Annotated in this window: 14 protein-coding genes; 9 read left to right on the forward strand and 5 right to left on the reverse strand. The window is 71.4% G+C overall.

Annotated elements, in window-relative coordinates:
- Window positions 1–10 precede the first annotated feature (10 nt).
- Entirely contained in the window at window positions 11–709 is a 699-nt protein-coding gene (locus KAF39_RS03180; protein ID WP_210675927.1) for an NRDE family protein, read from the forward strand.
- A 109-nt stretch (window positions 710–818) separates the two neighbouring features.
- On the opposite strand, the gene KAF39_RS03185 is transcribed toward KAF39_RS03180, so the two are convergent.
- Window positions 819–1,784, reverse strand: a complete 966-nt coding sequence (locus KAF39_RS03185) for a GlxA family transcriptional regulator (protein ID WP_210675928.1) — start codon at window positions 1,782–1,784, stop codon at window positions 819–821.
- Window positions 1,785–1,870: 86 nt separating this feature from the next.
- On the opposite strand from KAF39_RS03185, the gene KAF39_RS03190 reads away from it, so the two are divergent.
- A complete protein-coding gene (locus KAF39_RS03190) occupies window positions 1,871–2,032 on the forward strand; it encodes a hypothetical protein (RefSeq protein WP_210675929.1) in 162 nt (53 codons plus the stop codon).
- Between the two features lie 40 nt (window positions 2,033–2,072).
- Entirely contained in the window at window positions 2,073–2,654 is a 582-nt protein-coding gene (locus KAF39_RS03195) for a hypothetical protein (protein ID WP_210675930.1), read from the forward strand.
- A gap of 4 nt (window positions 2,655–2,658) precedes the next feature.
- On the opposite strand, the gene KAF39_RS03200 is transcribed toward KAF39_RS03195, so the two are convergent.
- Window positions 2,659–3,885: a glycosyltransferase family 4 protein gene (locus KAF39_RS03200; protein ID WP_210677927.1), complete on the reverse strand. Its 1,227-nt coding sequence runs from the start codon at window positions 3,883–3,885 to the stop codon at window positions 2,659–2,661.
- 5 nt (window positions 3,886–3,890) lie between these two features.
- Entirely contained in the window at window positions 3,891–5,120 is a 1,230-nt protein-coding gene (locus KAF39_RS03205; RefSeq protein WP_210677928.1) for a glycosyltransferase, read from the reverse strand.
- Window positions 5,121–5,240: 120 nt separating this feature from the next.
- On the opposite strand from KAF39_RS03205, the gene KAF39_RS03210 reads away from it, so the two are divergent.
- Window positions 5,241–5,828, forward strand: coding sequence for a hypothetical protein (locus KAF39_RS03210; protein WP_210675931.1), 588 nt, complete (start codon window positions 5,241–5,243; stop codon window positions 5,826–5,828).
- A 104-nt stretch (window positions 5,829–5,932) separates the two neighbouring features.
- Here KAF39_RS03210 and KAF39_RS03215 read toward each other — a convergent pair whose 3' ends face one another.
- The gene (locus KAF39_RS03215; RefSeq protein ID WP_210675932.1) at window positions 5,933–8,947 is read right to left on the reverse strand and encodes a glycoside hydrolase family 38 C-terminal domain-containing protein; all 3,015 of its coding nucleotides are present in this window, start codon (window positions 8,945–8,947) and stop codon (window positions 5,933–5,935) included.
- Between the two features lie 134 nt (window positions 8,948–9,081).
- On the opposite strand from KAF39_RS03215, the gene KAF39_RS03220 reads away from it, so the two are divergent.
- Window positions 9,082–10,107 carry a LacI family DNA-binding transcriptional regulator gene (locus KAF39_RS03220; RefSeq protein WP_210675933.1) on the forward strand — a complete coding sequence of 342 codons (1,026 nt, stop codon included), beginning with the start codon at window positions 9,082–9,084 and terminating at the stop codon, window positions 10,105–10,107.
- A 96-nt stretch (window positions 10,108–10,203) separates the two neighbouring features.
- On the opposite strand, the gene KAF39_RS03225 is transcribed toward KAF39_RS03220, so the two are convergent.
- A complete protein-coding gene (locus tag KAF39_RS03225; RefSeq protein WP_210675934.1) occupies window positions 10,204–11,508 on the reverse strand; it encodes a glycosyl hydrolase in 1,305 nt (434 codons plus the stop codon).
- Window positions 11,509–11,685: 177 nt separating this feature from the next.
- Here KAF39_RS03225 and KAF39_RS03230 point away from each other — a divergent pair, with 177 nt between their 5' ends.
- From KAF39_RS03230 to KAF39_RS03245, 4 genes are read left to right on the forward strand one after another with little or no spacing between them, the layout of a single operon-like run.
- Window positions 11,686–12,987: an ABC transporter substrate-binding protein gene (locus KAF39_RS03230; protein WP_210675935.1), complete on the forward strand. Its 1,302-nt coding sequence runs from the start codon at window positions 11,686–11,688 to the stop codon at window positions 12,985–12,987.
- A 41-nt stretch (window positions 12,988–13,028) separates the two neighbouring features.
- On the forward strand, window positions 13,029–13,916 hold the full coding sequence (locus tag KAF39_RS03235; protein ID WP_025102636.1) for a carbohydrate ABC transporter permease: 888 nt from the start codon (window positions 13,029–13,031) through the stop codon (window positions 13,914–13,916).
- Complete coding sequence (locus tag KAF39_RS03240) at window positions 13,913–14,845, forward strand: carbohydrate ABC transporter permease (RefSeq protein ID WP_210675936.1); 933 nt, start codon at window positions 13,913–13,915, stop codon at window positions 14,843–14,845. Before KAF39_RS03235 ends, KAF39_RS03240 begins: the two co-directional genes overlap by 4 nt.
- Window positions 14,842–18,048 (forward strand): GH92 family glycosyl hydrolase, encoded by a 3,207-nt coding sequence (locus KAF39_RS03245; protein ID WP_210675937.1) that lies wholly within the window; start codon window positions 14,842–14,844, stop codon window positions 18,046–18,048. The genes KAF39_RS03240 and KAF39_RS03245 overlap by 4 nt, the downstream gene beginning before the upstream one ends.
- The last annotated feature ends 12 nt before the right edge of the window (window positions 18,049–18,060 follow it).

An 18,060-nucleotide genomic window follows, 5' to 3' on the forward strand; every position in this document is an offset into this window, starting at 1 on the left:
ACTCGGAAGGGTGTGCACGGTGGTGATCGATGTCGAGGCCGCGGGATCCGCGCGACTGCTGGCCGTCCGCGATGAGGATCCCGCGCGGGAATGGGACGCGCTGGGCGCGTGGTGGCCCGAGGAGTATCCGGGGGTGCTCGGCATCCGCGACCGACGTGCCGGGGGCGCCTGGCTCGCCGTGAACCCCGCCGAACGACGCCTCGCCGTGCTGCTCAATCGCGCCGATGTGCACGACCTCGCCCCGACCGCGGCCGTCTCCCGCGGCACCCTCCCCCTCGCCTCGGTGACCGGCCGGTCCCCGCACGGCGCGCCGCCGATGCACGGCTTCAACCTGCTCGAGGTCGCACCCGACGGCGCCCGCGTCCTCTCCTGGGACGGCGCCGACCTGCGTGAGACCCCGATCGAGCCCGGCACGCACATGATCGCCCACGACGACCTCGACGACGAGGGGACTCCGCGCATCGCCGCCTGGCTCCCCGAGTTCCGCGCCCTGGGGCCGGCCGCGGCGAGCGCCGACTGGGCCGCCGAGTGGGTCGCACTCCTCGGCGCCTCCGCGACCCTCCCCCCGGAGGACGATCGCGCCATCATCCGCGACAACCGCCCGCACGGTTATCCGACCCAGTCGCTCCTGTACGCGGTCGCCACGGTCACCCCCGCCGGCGTCGACGTCCGCGACGTCACCCTTCCCTCCCCGGCCCACCTGTCCTGAGCCCGCGTCCCTTTCTCATCCGGGATCAAGAACGCCCCTCGCGGGCCCCTCGGCGGCCCCTTTCTGATCCCGCCCCAGGGCGAGGACCGTCGCGGAAGAAGGGGAGAAGTCAGGCGGCGGGGGCGCTGGCGCAGGAGAAGCGGGCGCGATAGGCGGTGGGGGTCACGCCGAGCACGCGGGCGAAGTTCTGCCGCAGGACGGCCGCGGAGCCGAAGCCGCACTCCGTGGCGATGTGCTCGAGGGGCAGGTCGGTGCGCTCGAGGAGCCGCTGCGCCTGGATGATCCGCTGCCGTGCGAGCCAGGCCGCCGGCGTCGCCCCGTACTCCGCCTTGAAGCGACGGGCGAAGGTCCGCGGAGACATGAGAGCGCGTGCGGCGAGCTGGTCGACGGTCAGCTCGTCGCGGAGATGCGCGACCGCCCAGTCCGCCACGGCCGCGAACGAGTCCGTCGGCGCCACGGGGATCGGACGATCGATGAACTGCGCCTGCCCCCCGTCCCGCTGCGGGGGGACGACCATGCGACGCGCGATGCGATTGGTGATCTCCGCGCCGAGCTCCTGTCGGAGCAGGTGCAGGCAGGCGTCGATCCCGGCGGCGGTGCCGGCGCTCGTGATGATCCGGTCGTCCTGGACGAACAGGACATCCGGGTCGATGTCGATGTCCGGGTACATCTCGGCCATCGTGTGCGCGTACATCCAGTGGGTGGTGGCGCGCCGGCCGTCCAGTACTCCGGCCGCCGCGAGGATGAACGATCCGCTGCACACGCTCATCACCCAGGCGCCCCGGGCGACGGCGTCGCGGGCCACGTCGACGAGGAGCGGATCGATGTCCGCCCACGTCTCGCGCGGCACCGGGCAGAAGATGACGAGGTCGGCTTCCCGGGTGAACGAGAGGTCGTGCTCCACGTTGATCGAGAACCCGATCTTGGAGCGCACGACGCCGGGTCGTGGGGCGACGATGCGGAAGTCGAAATTCGGCACGCCGTCGGCGGAGCGGTCCAGGCCGAAGGCCTCGCACGCGACACCGAACTCGAACGGCGCGAAGCCGTCGTGCACCACACAGGCCACGGTCTTCATGGACCCTCCCGGATTGGCAGTTTTCCTACGGTGAGTGCCGCATCTGCCACTCGTGGCAGCATCTCACCGAGCGTAGCTTTTCTGCCATGATACTCATCATCCTCCTGCTCGCGATCGGCGTCTGGGCGGTCGGCGCCACGATCGTCGAGCTCCGTCGCGACGGCTATCGCCGCACCCCGACCGACTGGACCCGCGTCCCCGGACCGGACGCCCTGCACCGGGCCGACCCGGGCCACGGGTACCGCTGAAGGCCTCCCACAGGCGCGCGAGCGCCGCTACGCTCGGGACATGAGCGACCCCCAGCAGCCCGCCGTCCCGCCGCGCGAGGGGGCCATCCCCCCGGCCGCCGCGCCGACGCCCCCTCCTCTGTCCGCCGAGCCGCAGTATCCGGGCGGAGGCCACGTGTTCCCGGGCGGACACCCCGCGCCGAGCGCCGCACCCCAGGCCTTCCCCACCGCGACCCCGCAGCCGGCGCCGACCGCGGCACCCGGCCAGGCGGCCTTCGGCCCCGGCCCCGCGTCCGGCGGGTTCCCTCCCGCCGGCGCACCCGCACCGCGCACCCCCGGCAGCGGCCTCGGTCGCGCCGCCTTCATCGTCGCCGCGGTGACGCTCGCGATCGATCTGGTGCTGATCCTCGTGCGGCCGTTCGTCTACATGTCGGATCGGACCTACAGCCTGATCGGGGTGATCGAGCTGGCGTCCGGCATCCTCACGTTCCTCGGCTACGCCGCCGCTCTCGTGCTGGGCCTCATCGCCGCCCGTCGCCCGGGACCACGGCTGCTCGCGGGGATCGCGATCGGCGTGTCCGGCGCCGGCCTGCTGATGCTCGCGGTGAGCGGACTCTCGACCAACTTCTACCGGTTCTTCTGAGCGCTCAGGAGCGTGCGCGCACGCGGTCGTAGACCTCGATCATCGCGGCCGTGCGCGAGGACTGCCGGAAGGCGTCCGCGACGGCGGGCACCGGCTGCGGGGCCGTTCCCGCGGTGATGTCGGCGGCAGCCCGGCGAAGGGCCTCCGCCAGGGCGGCGATCCGCTGCGCCTCGAGGTCGCGGCCGCTCGCGTCCGCCGCCGGCGCGGCCACGGCCCAGAGCCCCCCCTGCAGTTCCGCCGCGATGTCCGGGTCGCACACCACGGAGGGGGTGCCGAGGGTGGCGGCCTCGAACGGCGTCATCCCCTGGGTCTCGAAGCCGATCGACGTCTGCACGAGCGCATCGGCCGCGGCGATCCGCTGCAGGGTCTGCGCGTAGGAGAGGCGTCCGGCGAAGCGCACGTCGTCCCGGCCGGCCACGATCCGTTCGGCGGCGCCGCGCTGTCCGCCGCCGCCGATGATCTCGAGCTCGGCGTCGATCCCCGCATCCACCCAAGCCTGGAGGAAGGGGAGCAGGCGCTTCTCCGGGCTCATCCGCCCGAGCCAGACGAAGCGCGGGCGCCCCGGGAGACGCTCGGCCGGAGCGTCCGCGAGGGTCTGTGCGCGGACGTCGTCGTCGATGCCGTTCCACACCACGTCGACCGTCGGGGCGACGCCGTGCCGCTCCAGACGGCGGGCGAAATGTCCCGACGGGGCCGTGACGGCCGCGGCCCCGGCCGCGAGACCGCGCAGATACGACCACCCGTCGCTGCCGCCGACCGGCGCGCCGATCCCGCGGAGGGCGGCGCGGCGCCAGAGGTTGAGCACCGCGAGCACCGGACGGTGCAGCGGGGTGACGGCGGCGAGCCCCACATCAACCCGGTTGTGCATCGTGTGCACGACCGGGATCCCGTGGCGGGCGGCGAAGCGGTGCCCGATGAACGCGCCCCAGAAGTCGCCCTGCACATGCACGAGATCGACGGGAGGCCGCCGGGTCATCGCCCGGTCGAGGGTGCGGTCGGTCGCCCGCCCGGGCCAGGTCATCGCGTACTCGCGGTCCGGGGTGATCGGCATCGACGGAAGATCGACGTTCCCGTCCGACGGCGCGGCATCGTCGCGGCGGGCGTGCATCCGGGGCGCGACGACGGTCACGGTGTGCCCGGCGCGCTCCAGGAACGTCCGCTGCAGCCGCATCGACACCTGCGCCCCGCCGAGGGAGTCGAGGTGCTGATCGGCGAAGAAGACGACGTGCATCCGCGTCACTCGGGCAGCGGCTCGTCGCGGTACAGCGCCTCGAAGGTGTCGAGTGTGCGGTTGATGTCGTGGATGGCCACGCCGTCGAGGGACGCCTTCTGCATCCGCTCGTACTCGCCGGGGGAGGCGGTGAGCACGGCCGTGAGCTTCGCGGCGAGGTCGTCGACGTCTCCCGGCGTGAAGAGGTGGCCGTTCTCGCCGTCGTGGACGAGGTGCGGCAGCGCGACCGCGTCGGCGGCGACGATCGGCAGCGCCGAGGCCATCGCCTCCATCGTCGCGATGGACTGCAGCTCGGCGATCGAGGCGATCACGAACAGGCTCGCGCGGGACAGCAGGGCGCGCAGCTCCTCGTCGGTTGTCCGGCCGTGGAACGTGACGCGGTCCGCGAGCCCGAGCTGCGCCGTCAGGTGCTCCAGCTGCTTGCGCTGGTCGCCGCCGCCGACGATGTCGAACGTGGTGTTCAGCGCGGGGTCGAGCTTCGTCATCGCGTGGAGGATCACCTCGACCTGCTTCTCGGCGGTGAGGCGACCGACGAAGACCAGGCGGTTCTTCTCGCGCGGGGCGATGACGGGCGTGTACTGCGAGCGGTCGATGCCGCAGCTCACCGGGATCACGCCACGCACCTCGACCGTCTTCTCGAGGAAGTCGGCGGCCCGACGCGTGGGCGTCGTGATCGCCCGCGTCAGGTCGAAGGTGCGCTTGGCGTCGGCCCAGGCGAGCTTGAGGACGATGTCGTCGACGAACTTCGGCATGGTCGTGTGGTCGAGGATGTTCTCGGCCATGACGTGGTTCGTCGCGATGACCGGGATGCCGCGCTGCTTCGCGATGCGCGCGAGGCCGCGTCCGATCACGATGTGCGACTGGATGTGGACGACGTCGGGCTGCACCGCGTCGAGCACCTTGCGGGCGTAGTGCTTGGAGCGCCAGGGCCACACGAAGCGCAGCCAGTCGTGCGGCGCCCAGCGCACGGAGGGCAGCCGGTGGAGCGTCATCGGCTCCCCCTCGATGACCTCGGTGTGCGGCGCGGTCCGCCGGTATGCCTGGTTGGGGGCGACGACGTGCACGTCGTGTCCGCGCTGGACGAGGCCGGCGGCGAGGCGCTCGGCGAAGCGGGCGGCGCCGTTGATGTCGGGGGCGAACGTGTCGCAGCCGAGGAGGATCGTCAGGGGGCGGGGCTGTTCGGCGGTGGCGTCGCGCGACGCATCGATCGGATCGTCGGAGGAGGTCACAGAGATGCCTTACGGGGTGGCGGCCAAGGAGAAGCCCTGGTCGGGCGTCGCCACTCTACCGGAGGCCCCTGCGGGCGGCGCCGAGCCATACCGGCTTCCCTCAGCCTCGGCCGATACCGTGAAGCCATGCGACTGCACGCCGACGCCGACTCCCACCTGTGGATCCCCGTGACGGACTCGCTCGGCTGGAAGGGGCGCCGGCACCGCAAGGCCGCGATCCGGATGCTGCTGGGCCAGGTGAACGCCGCGGTCGGCGCGACGGAGCGTCCCGGCTCGCGGTTCGGGGCCTGGGCGATGAGCCAGGCCGCGCCGATGCTCATGAAGAAGGCCGACGGCCGGGTGCTCGCGTGGACGTGGAAGGCGGAGCCGGATCTCGTCGTGGCGATGGCGACGGTGCAGGCGCTGACTCCCGACATCCGGATCGCCCGGGCATCGATGCCGATGGAGTACGACGACACGACCTCCTTCCCCACCCGGCTCGGCGTGGGCGAGAAGCTCGTGGTGCCGACGCCGCCGTCCCCCTCGGCCCCGCCGTTCGCCACCTACACGTGGGACACGGGCACGCACCTCGTGACCCTGACGGCGGTGTGCAGCGACCGGGAGCGCTTCGGCACGCTCATCGGCGCGCTCGACGACCTTGCCCGCAGCCTCCGCATCGCCGACGACCTCACCGGCGGCGAGTCCCCCGACGTCCTCCGCCTCCCGCCCGCCTGACCCCATCCCCCCATCCCCCGCGCGGGATGAGAAACGCGCCTCCCGACCGTGCGGGAGGCGCGTTTCTGATCCGGCGAGAAGCGGCGGAGCGGGAACCCGGGGGCTCAGCGGACGATGCGGAGCGTGCGCACCTCGAAGGGACGGAGGCGGAGGGCGCCACCGACCCGGGGCTCGTCGATCTCGTCCTCGATCAGGCTCACCTCGCGCACCTCGCGGTGGTCGAAGCGGACCGCCAGCGCGCCGACCGCCCGGCGACCGAGCGCCTCGTAGACGCGGACGATCACGTCGCCGGAGCCGTCGTCGGCGAGCTTGACCGCCGAGACGACGATCCCCTCGCCCGACACCTCCACCAGCGGCTCGACCTCGCGTGCCCCGCGGACCACCGTGGGCAGGCTGTTGAGCCGGATCCCTTCGGCCGTGGCGATGGCGGCGTCGGCACCGATCACAAAGCCGACCTCGATCTCATGGCGACCGTGGTCGGTGTCCGGGTCGGGGAACCGGGGCGCCCGCAGCAGGGACAGGCGCACGGTCGTGGTGACCCCGTCCTCACCGACTTCGCGCGTCGTGTCGTACCCGTAGATCGAGTCGTTCACGAGAGCGGCACCGAAGTCCTGCTCCCGCACGAGCACGAAGCGGTGCATCGAGGTCTCGAACTTCGCCGCCTCCCAGCTCGTGTTCGTGTGGGTGACGCGCGCCTGGTAGCCGAACTGCGTCTCGGCCTCGGTGTGCGACGCCTGGATGTCGAGGGGGAAGGCGAGCTTGAGCAGCTTCTCCGTCTCATGCCAGTCGACCTCGTTGCGCAGGTGCACGGTCCGCGAGCCCGGGGCGAGGGTGATCGTCTGCGTGATCGTCGACTCCGAGAACGGCCGCACGACCACGATCCGTGCGACACCGTCCACGACGGAGGTCTCGATCGACGAGACCGCGGTGAGGTCATCGACGCTGTTGCGGTAATACCGGTCGATGTCCCACGCGTCCCACATGTTCGGGAAGTCCTGGTGCAGCTGGAACAGGTTCGCGGCCCTACCTGCGGCGACCGTCTCCCTGCCCGACGCCTTGTCGACGGCGGACACGATCAGCCCCTCGCCCGAGACGAGCACCGACACGAGGTCGTTCTCGATCCGCCAGCCCGGGTGGGTCGCTGAGCCTGCCGAAGCGTCTTCGACGAGCGAGACGGGCGCGTCGACGGGCTCAGGGACCCAGGCCGCCCCGAGTGCGCGCCCCCGACCGACCGACGTCGGCTCGAACAGCAGCTCACGGTCGCCCTCGCCGGCGAGGGACCGGCGGGCGGCATCGGCGATGTCGCGGGCGTCCGACAGCACGTCCGACAGCACGGCGACGGCCTCGCGATGCACCCACGCGATCGAGGTGCCGGGGAGGATGTCGTGGAACTCGTGCAGCAACACCGCCTGCCAGAGCCGGTCGAGCTCGGCCTGCGGGTAGGCGGCGCCGGTGCGCACGGCATCGGTGGCCGCCCACAGCTCGGCCTCGACCAGCGCGTGCTCGGCCCACCGGTGCAGCGCCTTCGTGGCGTGCTGGCTGGTGAGCGTGCCGCGATGCAGCTCGAGGTAGAGCTCGCCGACCCACACGGCGGGGTTCGGCAGCTCGGCCTTGGCCGCCTCGAAGAACGCGTCCGGGTGCTCCCACACCACCTGCGCGCTGCCCTCGAGGTCGCGCAGACGCTCGGCCTTGCCGGTCATCTCGCGCGTCGTGCCGCCACCGCCGTCTCCCCAGCCGACCGGGGCGATCGACCGCGAGGTGACCCGGTTCTCCTTGAACTGCCGCGCGGCCTTCGCGACCTCCATGCCGCTCAGCTGCGAGTTGTAGGTGTCCATCGAGGGGAAGTGCGTGAACACCTGCGAGCCGTCGATGCCCTCCCACAGGAAGGAGTGGTGCGGGAAGACGTTCTGCTGGTTCCAGGAGATCTTCTGCGTGAAGAACCACTCGAATCCGGCGCGGCGCATCAGCTGCGGGAGCGCCGGCGAATAGCCGAAGCTGTCCGGCAGCCACACCCCCTTCGAGCGGATGCCGAACTCCCGCGCGAAGAACCGCTGACCGTGCGAGAACTGCCGCACGAGGGACTCGCCCGTCGGCATCACGGTGTCGGACTCCACCCACATGCCGCCCAGCGGCAGAAAGCGTCCGGCGGCGACCGCGGCCGTGACCCGCTCCCACACCTCGGGGCGGTGCTCCTTGATCCAGGCGTACTGCTGCGCGCTGGACATGCCGTAGAGGAAGTCCGGCTGCTCCTCGATGAGCGTGGTCATGGAGGAGGTGGTGCGTGCGACCTTGCGGATCGTCTCGCGCACCGGCCACAGCCAGGCCGAGTCGATGTGGGCGTGCCCCACCGCGGAGATGCGGTGCGCACTCGCCTCGGCCGGTGCGGCGAGGACGTCGGCGAGCCGGGCCCGCGCGTCGCCCGCGGTCTCCACGATGCGCTGCAGGTCGAGCACGTCGAGCGCGTCATCCATCGCCTGCAGGATGCGCATGCGGCGCGGCGACGTCGCGGGAAGCTCCGCCTGCAGCTCGAACAGCACCTCGAGGTCGAGCGACAGATCGAACACCTCGGGCTCGAACACCGCGAGGTCGAGGCGCCGCAGCCGGTACAGCGGCTCCTTCGAGGAGGTGAGGATGTCGCCCTCCTGCGTCGGCAGGAAGGGGTGGTAGTCGAGCAGGACGGGGTTGGACGCACCCTCCAGGTAGAGCTCCACGGGCTCGTCGCCCGCGGCACTGTCGGCGATCGGCACCCACTGGTTGCGCGGGTTGATGCTCTTGATCGGCGTGCCGTCGGGGCGGTACGCGAGGGCCTCGCACTGGAACCCGGTCATGTTGACGTCGAAACCGAGGTCGATCAGCGCCTCGACGCGGCGGCCGGCCCATTCCGCGGGCACCCGTCCGGTGAGCTGGAACCACGTGGTCCCCCAGGCGGGACCCCACAGCTCGCCGACGGCGGCGGGCGCGAACGGCAGCGCGAGGCCCTCCGCCGGGGTGACGGGTTCTCCGGGCAGCTGATGCGCCTGGACCGTGAGCGGCACGGCGGCGGAGTGGATCGCCGGGCGGATGCGCTCCTCGAGGACCCGCTTGACGCGGCCGACGGTGAGGGAGGTGTCGTCATGCATGTGGGGTTCTCCGGGCTCGACGGTGAGGGATGCGTTCGATGCTAGCCGAATTACTAAAGCGATCTAGCACCGGAGTCCACGGTAGCGTCTTCCCCGCTTCCGGGAGGCTAAATCGATCAAGTAGGGTGATGCCTATGGCCTCGGGGAAACGCGTGACGATCGCGGACATCGCACGCATGGCCGGCGTCTCCCCCGGCGCGGTGTCGTTCGCCCTGAACGGCCGCCCCGGCGTCAGCGAGGAGACCCGACAGCGCATCCTCTCGATCATCGAGGAGCATCACTGGCAGCCGAGTTCCGCCGCCCGCGCGCTCGTCGGCGCCCGTGCGAACGCGGTCGGGTTCGCGCTCGCCCGCCCGGCGCGCTCCCTCGGCTCCGAGGCCTTCTTCACCGATCTCATCGCCGGCATCGAGTCGCGGCTCTCCGAGAGCAAGGTCGGGCTCCAGCTCCGGCTCGTCGCCGACATCGAGGAGGAGATGGAGGTGCACCGCCAATGGCGCTCGTCGAATCAGGTCGACGGCATCATCCTCATCGACCCCCGCGACGACGACCCCCGCGGCGAGCGCATCATCGCCCTCGACGCCCGCGCTGTGATGATCGGCTCGAAGCCGTCCCCGGACGGCGCGGTCCCCAGCGTGTGGATCGGCGACGACGCCGTCGCGGAGACGCTCTTCTCCTACCTCGCCGCCCTCGGCCACACGCGCATCGCCTATGTCGCAGGCCCGGCGGAACTGGAGCACACCCGGCTGCGCGCCGAGGTGCTGGAGCGGATGGCGGCGGACGGCATCGCCGGCGAGGTCATCACGACCGACTTCTCCCCCGCCCGCGCCTCCGCCGTGACGCGCGCGCAGCTGTCCGGCCGGCAGCGTCCGACCGCGATCGTCTACGACAACGACGTGATGGCCGTCGCGGGGCTGCGCGTGGCGCAGGAGATGGGACGGGTGGTTCCGCGCGACGTCTCGCTCGCGTCGTTCGACGACTCCGTGATCGCGGGGCTCATCAACCCGTCGATCACCGCGATGACCCGGGACACGTTCGAGCTCGGCGAGCAGGCGGCCACGCTCCTGCTGCAGCAGATCGAGGCCGGCACGACGCTGCCGAGCGTCGAGGGTCCGACCCCGGTGCTCACAGCGCGCGAGAGCACGGCGCCCCCGCCCTCCTGAGCCCCCGCGCTTCCGCCCCCGCCCCGGGCTTTCGACGCACGCACCCCGGGGTCTCGATGACGAACCGGTGTCTCGGCGACCCGGACGTGGAGAGACTCAGACGACGGTGTTGACGGAGGTGTAGCGCGTCACGTCCGACGCGGACGGAGCGGGGTGGAGGAGGCGGCGGATGCCGCGCGCCTCCAGCGCCGCGGGGTCGTGCGCGATGCGCGAGGTCACCAGCGCCGGGTCCTCGCCCGCGGCACACGCGTCGACCCAGGCCTGGAAGATCGCGCCGCCGGGGCTCAGCGCCGCCCGGCTCGCCGGCACCTCCTGCTCATCGACCTCCACGACGATCGCCGTGGGGCGGTCCGGGGCCACGGTCCGCGCGCGCAGCTCGGGGATGAGCTCGGCGAACCGGCGGCCGAGGGGCTTGGCCGCTCCACCCTGGTCGATGAGCCCGAGCGAGTACTCCAGCTCCGGGAAATCGCCGAGCTCTCGGCTCACGTCGTGCGAACACCACCAGGTCACGCCCCAGAGGTTCTCGGTGCGCAGCGACGACCGCAGCGTCGCCTCCAGGAACCCCGGCATCTCGGCCTCATCGAGACAGTTGGAGGGGGCGCCGACCTCCTGCAGCCAGATCGGGCGGGCGGGATCGGCCGCGAACGCGCGCGAGAGCTCGATGAGGTATTCGGCGTGCCGGTCGGACGCGATCGAGCGGCCGCCGTAGCGCTGCGCGGTGCCGTTGAAGATCCAGGAGTGGATGGTCGTCATGGCACCGAGCCGGGACGCGTGCGCGGGGGTGAACCCGTGGCCGTCCATGTACCAGACCGCGTCGTACTCGCTGTGCACGTGCGGCAGGCCGGGGGCGCCCCGCTCCGCCGCGGCGAGCAGCGCCTCGATCCAGCCGCCCGCCTCGTCGATCGTGACCGGCCACGGCGAGGGATGCGTGTGGGCGGAGAACTGGTTCGTCTCGTTCCCGAGCGTGAGACCCAGGAAGTTCGGGGCGTCCCGGAGGGCGCCGGCCAGCCGCTCCACGAGGGTCACCTGACCGTCCAGGGCCTTCGGGTCGGTGAACATGTTCCGGTCGTGCCAGGTGGACAGCCAGGAGGGGACGAAATCGAAGCTGGACAGGTGGCCCTGGACGACGTCGACGCTCGCATCCATCCCGAACTCCGCGGCGATGTCGACCACGGCACGGACGTCGTCGACCGCCTGGGAGCGGATGAGGGTGCGGTTGGGCTGCAGGACGGTCCACAGCGGGAACACCCGCACGTGGTCGAGACCGAGCGCGGCGAGCGCCGCGAAGTCGCGGCGCACGTCGTCCGGGGTGAAGTCGAGCCAGGAGTGCATCCAGTCCTTCGACGGCGTGTAGTTCGCCCCGAAGCGGAGTGGGGCGTCGAGAGCGCCGCGCTGCGTCATGTGTGCACCTTTCGGACCGTGCCTCCCACGAGGACATGTCGCACCACTATAACGCTTGAGCATCGCCGTCGATAGCGGACACCTTGACACCGGACGCGCCGGGTGGTTTCATCTGCTAAAGCGCTGCAGTCCATTCGTCGGACCGCGCCGATTCGCCCGCCTCGAGGAAGAAGCACGATGAAAGTTCCCGCACGCATTGTCGCTCTGGCAACCTTCACGATCGGCGCCCTGGCGCTCGTGAGCTGCACGGGAGGCGGCGGCGCCTCCGACGACGCCGGCCCCATCGACACGTCCGGGGAGCTGAGCGGAACCATCCAGTTCCAGACCTGGTCGCTGAAGAACGAGAAGTTCACTCCCTACTTCGAAGACCTCATCGCGGCGTTCGAGAAAGAGCACCCCGATGTCAAGGTCGAGTGGCTGGACCAGCCCGGCGACGGGTATCAGGAGAAGATCCTCAGCCAGGCCAACGCCGACACGCTGCCCGACGTGCTCAACCTCCCGCCGGACATCGCCTACCCGCTCGTCGCCGCCGGCAAGCTCGTCGACCTCGACACCGCCGACCCCGATCTGAAGTCGGCGTACAACGCGGGCGCGTGGGACTCGTACAGCCAGTACCCCGGCATCGAGGGCACCTACGGTCTGCCCTGGTACCTCTCCAGCGACGCCTCCTGGTGGAACCTCGCCCAGCTCGCGCCGTACGGCGTCACCGAGGAGAACCTGCCGACCACGGTGGACGAGCTGCTCACCCTCGCCGAGGACGTCGCCACCGAGTCCGGCGGCAAGGTGCAGCTGCTGTCCTCGATCCCGGCGCTGGACACCTTCACCGCCGCGGGCATGGAGGTCATCAACGACGAGGGCGAGTTCGACTTCAACACGGACGAGGCCGCCGCGATCGTCGAGAAGTACGCGGAGGCGTACGCCGCCGGCGCCATGCCCGCGGAAGCCCTGACCGGCGACTACGGCGGGAACGCGGAGGCGTACATCCAGGAGAAGGTCGCCTTCACGACCGGCGGCACCGGCTTCACCACCGACCTGCAGAAGGACGCCCCGGCACTGCTGGAGAACACGGTCGCGACCCCGCGCCTCGGGATCGCCCCGCTCTACGTGCAGGGCCTCAACGTGTCGGCCGACTCCGACAACAAGGAAGCGGCTCTCGCGTTCGCCGAGTTCGCCACCAATGAGGAGAACCAGATCGCCTTCTCGTCCCTCGCGGTCGGCACCGCTCCCGGCACCGCGGACGGCGGCGACCAGGTGGTCGACAACATCGCCTCCTCGGTCACCGACGAGAAGCAGCTCGCCGCGATCGACACGGTGTTCGGCGCGATGGCGGACGCCAAGGCGCTGCCGTTCCAGTGGACCGCCGACATGGCCACCTACATGACCCAGCAGATCGCCCTCGCCGTGAACGGCGAGGCGGACCCCAAGACGCAGCTCGACAAGATCGTCGAGTACGCCAACGCGAACCGCGTGGACCAGTGATCATGCGCGCGGACACCGGCACCCGGCAGCGGCGGTCGACGATGAGATCCCACAAATGGTTCACCCCGTGGCTGCTCCTCGCCCCCGCCGTGATCTGGGTGCTGGTGTTCGCGCTCTGGCCGTTCCTCAACACGGTCGTCCTGAGCTTCACGGACGCCCGCCCCCTGCGGACCCCGGAGTTCGTCGGCGGTGCGAACTACGAGCGCATGTTCGGCGACGAGATGTTCTGGAACGCGCTGACCACGTGCCTCATCTACGTGGTCGTGTGCGTGCCGCTGCTCACGATCCTCCCGCTGCTCCTCGCCCTCCTCGTGCAGAAGAAGCTCCCGGGCATCTCGTTCTTCCGCACCACGTTCTACTTCCCCGTGATCGCCTCGGTCGTGGTGGTCGCGCTCATCTGGACCTGGCTGTTCGACAGCCGCGGCATCATCAACCAGACCCTGGAGTTCCTCGGCCTCATCGACCAGCCGATGGCCTTCCTCGTCGACCGCTGGCTGCTGCTCGGCTGCGCGATCCTGCTGACCGTGTGGAAGGGACTCGGCTACTACATGGTCGTCTACCTCGCGGCGCTCGGGAACGTCGGCAAGGAGTTGCACGAGGCCGCCATGCTCGACGGGGCCAGCTCGTTCCGCCGCTTCCTGTCGGTCACGATCCCCTCCGTGCGCGGCGCGATGCTCCTCATCGCCGTCCTCATCGCGGTGTCCGCCATGCGGGTGTTCGCCGAGCTGGACGTGCTGTCCAAGAGCACGGGCGGCCCCGGCGGCTACGACATGTCGCTCGTGATGCTGATCCGCCAGGTCGGCTCGGGCCTGAACGGCAACATCGGCTACGCGTCCGCGATCAGCGTCGCGTTGTTCCTCCTCACGCTCGTGCCGCTGGCGGCGATCGCGTTCATGAACCGCGAGAAGAAGGCGAAGGTCTCCGCATGACGACTCTCACGACACCCCCGGTGGAGAGCGCACCGCCGGCCCAGGACTCCGCGCGACCGTCCCGCGAACGCATCTTCCGCCGCCGCGGCTCCGGCGACTTCAGCAAGCCCACGCTCGGCGGACTCATCGGCCGCTACGCGCTGCTGCTGTTCGTCCTGTTCCTCGTCATCGGGCCGTTCGTCTGGCAGCTCTCGACGTCGTTCAAGGGGCCGCAGGAGAACATCTACTCGTTCCCGCCCGAGCTCATCCCCCGCGACCCGACGCTGCAGAACTACACGCGGGTCGCCGACATCGTCCCCGTCTACCTCTACGCGTGGCACTCGCTGCTCGTCTCCCTCGGCACCGTGCTGAGCAACGTGATCCTGGCGACGTTCGCCGGCTACGCCCTGGGCTGCATGCGCTTCCGGGGCAAGTGGATCGTCATGGGCATCCTGCTGTCCACGCTGCTGTTCCCCGGCGAGGTCACCGTCACCAGCAACTTCCTCACGATCCGCGCACTCGGCCTCGCCGACAGCCTGTGGGGCGTGTTCCTGCCCGGAGCGATCAGCGCCATGAACGTGCTGCTGGTCGCCACGGCCTGCCGGATGATCCCGAAGGACGTGCTCGACGCGGCCACCGTCGACGGCGCGACGACGTGGCAGCGGATCCGGCACATCGTCTGGCCCAACATCCGCGGCATGGTCTCGGTCGTCGCGATCTTCGCCTTCATCGGCGCGTGGGACGACTACCTCTGGCCGCTCATCGTGCTCTCCGATCCGGCGAAGTACACGCTGACGGTCGGCATGGCGTACCTGAACAGCAGCTTCTCCGTCGACCCGCGGCTCATCGCGGCCGGCACCATGATCGCCCTCGTGCCGATCGTCATCATGTTCTCGTTCACGCAGCGCTTCTTCTTCAAGGGCGTGCAGGAGGGTGCGCTGAAGGGGTGAGTGCGCCGCTGCTCCGCCCGGCCTCCGGTCCCGCGGACCCTCCGTCGTCGCGCCCGCATGCGGGGGTGCTCCCCGGTCCTGTCTTCGCGTACGCGTTCGACCCGTCGCGCAGAGAGCAGCGGATCGATGTCCCTGCCCTCGCCCACATCGCGCTCACGCCGGACACCGTGCTGCACTGGGCGTTCTTCGCGGACGGCCCGGCCGCGACCCTCGCTCCGCATGCCGCGCTCGCGGTCGCCGTCGATGTACGGGATGAGCACGGACACCGGCTGAGCGGGATCGCCGGGGTCCGGGATCGCTATGACTTCCCGGTCACGGCGACAGCGCAGTTCGCCGCCCGGTGGAGCATGCCGGAGCAGTGGAACGCCGACACCGTCGCGCTCGCTCCCCTCGCCGTCGACGCGGCCACCGGGACCGTCGAGCTCGTCCTCGGCACCGCCGACCTCGCCTCCGCGCCGCACCTCCCGGCCGAGGTCACCGGGTACGTGCAGGTTCTCGTGGAGGAGCGCACGACACCCGGTGACCTCCCACCGGTCGAGCGGGTCGACACGCGGCGCGGCTCGCACTCCGGCCCGCGCTTCTCCCGGGGGAACACGATCCCGGCGGTCGCCGTGCCGCACGGCTTCACCTTCGTCACCCCCGCCACGGACGCCGCCGACGCCCGCTGGCCCTACCGCCCCTTCGTGCACGACGATCCCGCGGGGCGGCGTCTGGAGGCGCTCCAGTTCTCCCACCAGCCCAGCCCGTGGATCGGGGATCGGGCCGTGCTGCAGCTCATGCCCTTCCTCGGCGCGCCGCGGTCGGACAGGGAGGCTCGGCGGCGATGGATCGTCCCGGGCACGGAGCGCGCCCGTCCGCACGAGTACGCCGCCGACCTCGGAGACGGTCTGCGCGTCGAGATGACCGCCACCTCGCATACGGCGGCCTTCCGGGTGCGCGCCGACGGCGACGCCGGCATCGGCTTCGTCATCGACCAGCTCACCGACGACGGCCGGCTCACCTTCACCGCGCACGGGTTCGAAGGGTGGATCCCGGAGGGATCAGAGGACTGGGGGAACGCGCCCCGCTGCTACTTCGCGGGTACGGTCAGCGGGGCCGCGGAGGTCAGCCATGGCCCGCTGGACGACGCCGGCCGCCCGCGCGTCGCCGGCTTCGTCGGCAGCACGGGCGCGGTCGACGTGCGGATCGCCGTGTCGTTCCTGTCCGTCGCGCAGGCCCGGCACAGTCTCGCCCTCGAGGCTCCGCCCGCCGTCTCGTTCGACGAGCTCCGCACCCGCGCCGCCGCCTCCTGGGACGCCCTGCTGGGGCGGGTCACGATCCCTCCGCTCCCCGCCGCCGAACGCCCGTTCCGCGGCCTGGCCGACGAGGAGCAGCGCGCGCGGATCGCCGCCGCGCTCCACCGCATGCACCTGTATCCGAACACCGCGGCGGAGAACGCGGGCACGGCCGACGCCCCCCGCTGGCGGTTCGCCGACGTGTTCGCCGCCCGCACGACCTTCGGCGAGACGGCGACGGAAGCACCGATCGCGGACGGCGAGCTCGTGGTCAACAACGGCTACTGGGACACCTACCGCACCGAGTGGCCGGCGCTCGCGCTCCTCGACCCGGCGCTGACCGGCCGCCTGCTCGACGGTCAGCTCACGCAGTATCGTCGCGGCGGGTGGATGGCGCGCTGGAGCGCCCCCGGCTACGTGGACAGCATGGTCGGCACGTCGAGCGACCAGATCTTCGCCGACGCCGCCCGGTGGGGAGTGGCGTTCGACCGGGAGGCGGCGTTCGAGAGCGGTTGGCGTCATGCGTGCGAACCGGGCCCCGATCCCCGGCGGGGCCGCAAGGGCATCGGGCGGGGGCGCTTCCTGGGCTTCATCCCGTCCGAGGTTCCGGAGGGGATGAGCTGGAGCATCGAGAACGCGGTGAGCGACGCCGCGCTCGGCCGCTTCGCCGCGCAGCTCACGGCGTCCGCGACCACCCCGGACCATGCCGCGCGCTACCGGGCGTTCGCCCGGTACTTCGCGAACCGCTCGCGTGCGGCCCGCGTCCTGTTCGATCCGGGCTCCGGGTTCTTCCGAGGTCGCTCGGCGGACGGCTCGTTCACCCCGGACTTCGATCCGCGCGTCTGGGGCGGCGACAACGTCGAGACGAACGCGTGGGGGATGTCGGTCGGCACGGTGCACGACGGCCCCGGCCTTGCCGCCTTGCACGGCGGGCGCGCCGGGCTCGGCCGCCATCTCGACGCCCTCTTCGCGGAACCGGAGACCGCCGACGAGCGCTTCGGCGGGGCGTACGGCACGGTCATCCACGAACAGCGGGAAGCGCGGGCCCAGCGTTCCGGCATGTGCGCGCTGTCGAACCAGCCCGCGCACCACATCCCCTTCATGTACGCCTTCACCGACCGGCCCTGGCACACCGCCGGGCTCGTGCACGGTCTGGCGCGGCGGCTGTTCGCGGGCGCGCACATCGGTCAGGGATTCCCCGGCGATGAGGACAACGGCGAGATGAGCGCCTGGTGGCTCTGGGCGGCTCTCGGCCTGTACCCCCTCGAGCTCGCCACGGGCACGCTCCGCATCGGATCACCGCTCAGCGACGACATCCGCGTCGCGCGCGGCGACGGGTCGTCGCTGCGGATCCGCTCCCGACGGCACACCGCGGCCGCGCACATCCTCCAGGAGGCGCGACTCGACGGCCGCCCGCTTTCCACCGCCGATCTCCCGATCGACGCGCTGCGCGGAGACCTGGTGCTCGACCTCGTGTTCGGTGACGACCCGGCACGTGCGCTGGAGACCGGGGACGGCGACCTCGCCGGAGAACCCTGGCACCCCGATCTGACGGGCGCGAGAGGACGGCCCGTCGCGTCCCCCGACGTCACGACGGCGTCGCGGCTCTTCGACGACGGCGACCCGCCCGGCGACGACGGCGTCCGCCTCGCACCCGGCTCCTGGGCCGGGTGGCGGTTCCCTGCGCCCCGCGGGGTCACCGACGTCACCCTCACGAGCCGCGAGCGGATCACCGCTCACGCTCTGCACTGGGAGGCCGAGGGGCCGGACGGCCACTGGTACCCGCTCGCCACGACGCACGCCGAAGACCTCCTCCCCGACCGTACGACCCCGTTCGCCTTCGATCGGCGGGCCGTGACCGCGGCCGTGCGCGTGCGGACCGACGACGCCGTGACCCTCCGTCAGATCGAGCTCTTCGACCTCGGCTGACGTCCGGCGACG

Source organism: Microbacterium sp. BLY (assembly GCF_017939615.1).
GTDB lineage: Bacteria > Actinomycetota > Actinomycetes > Actinomycetales > Microbacteriaceae > Microbacterium.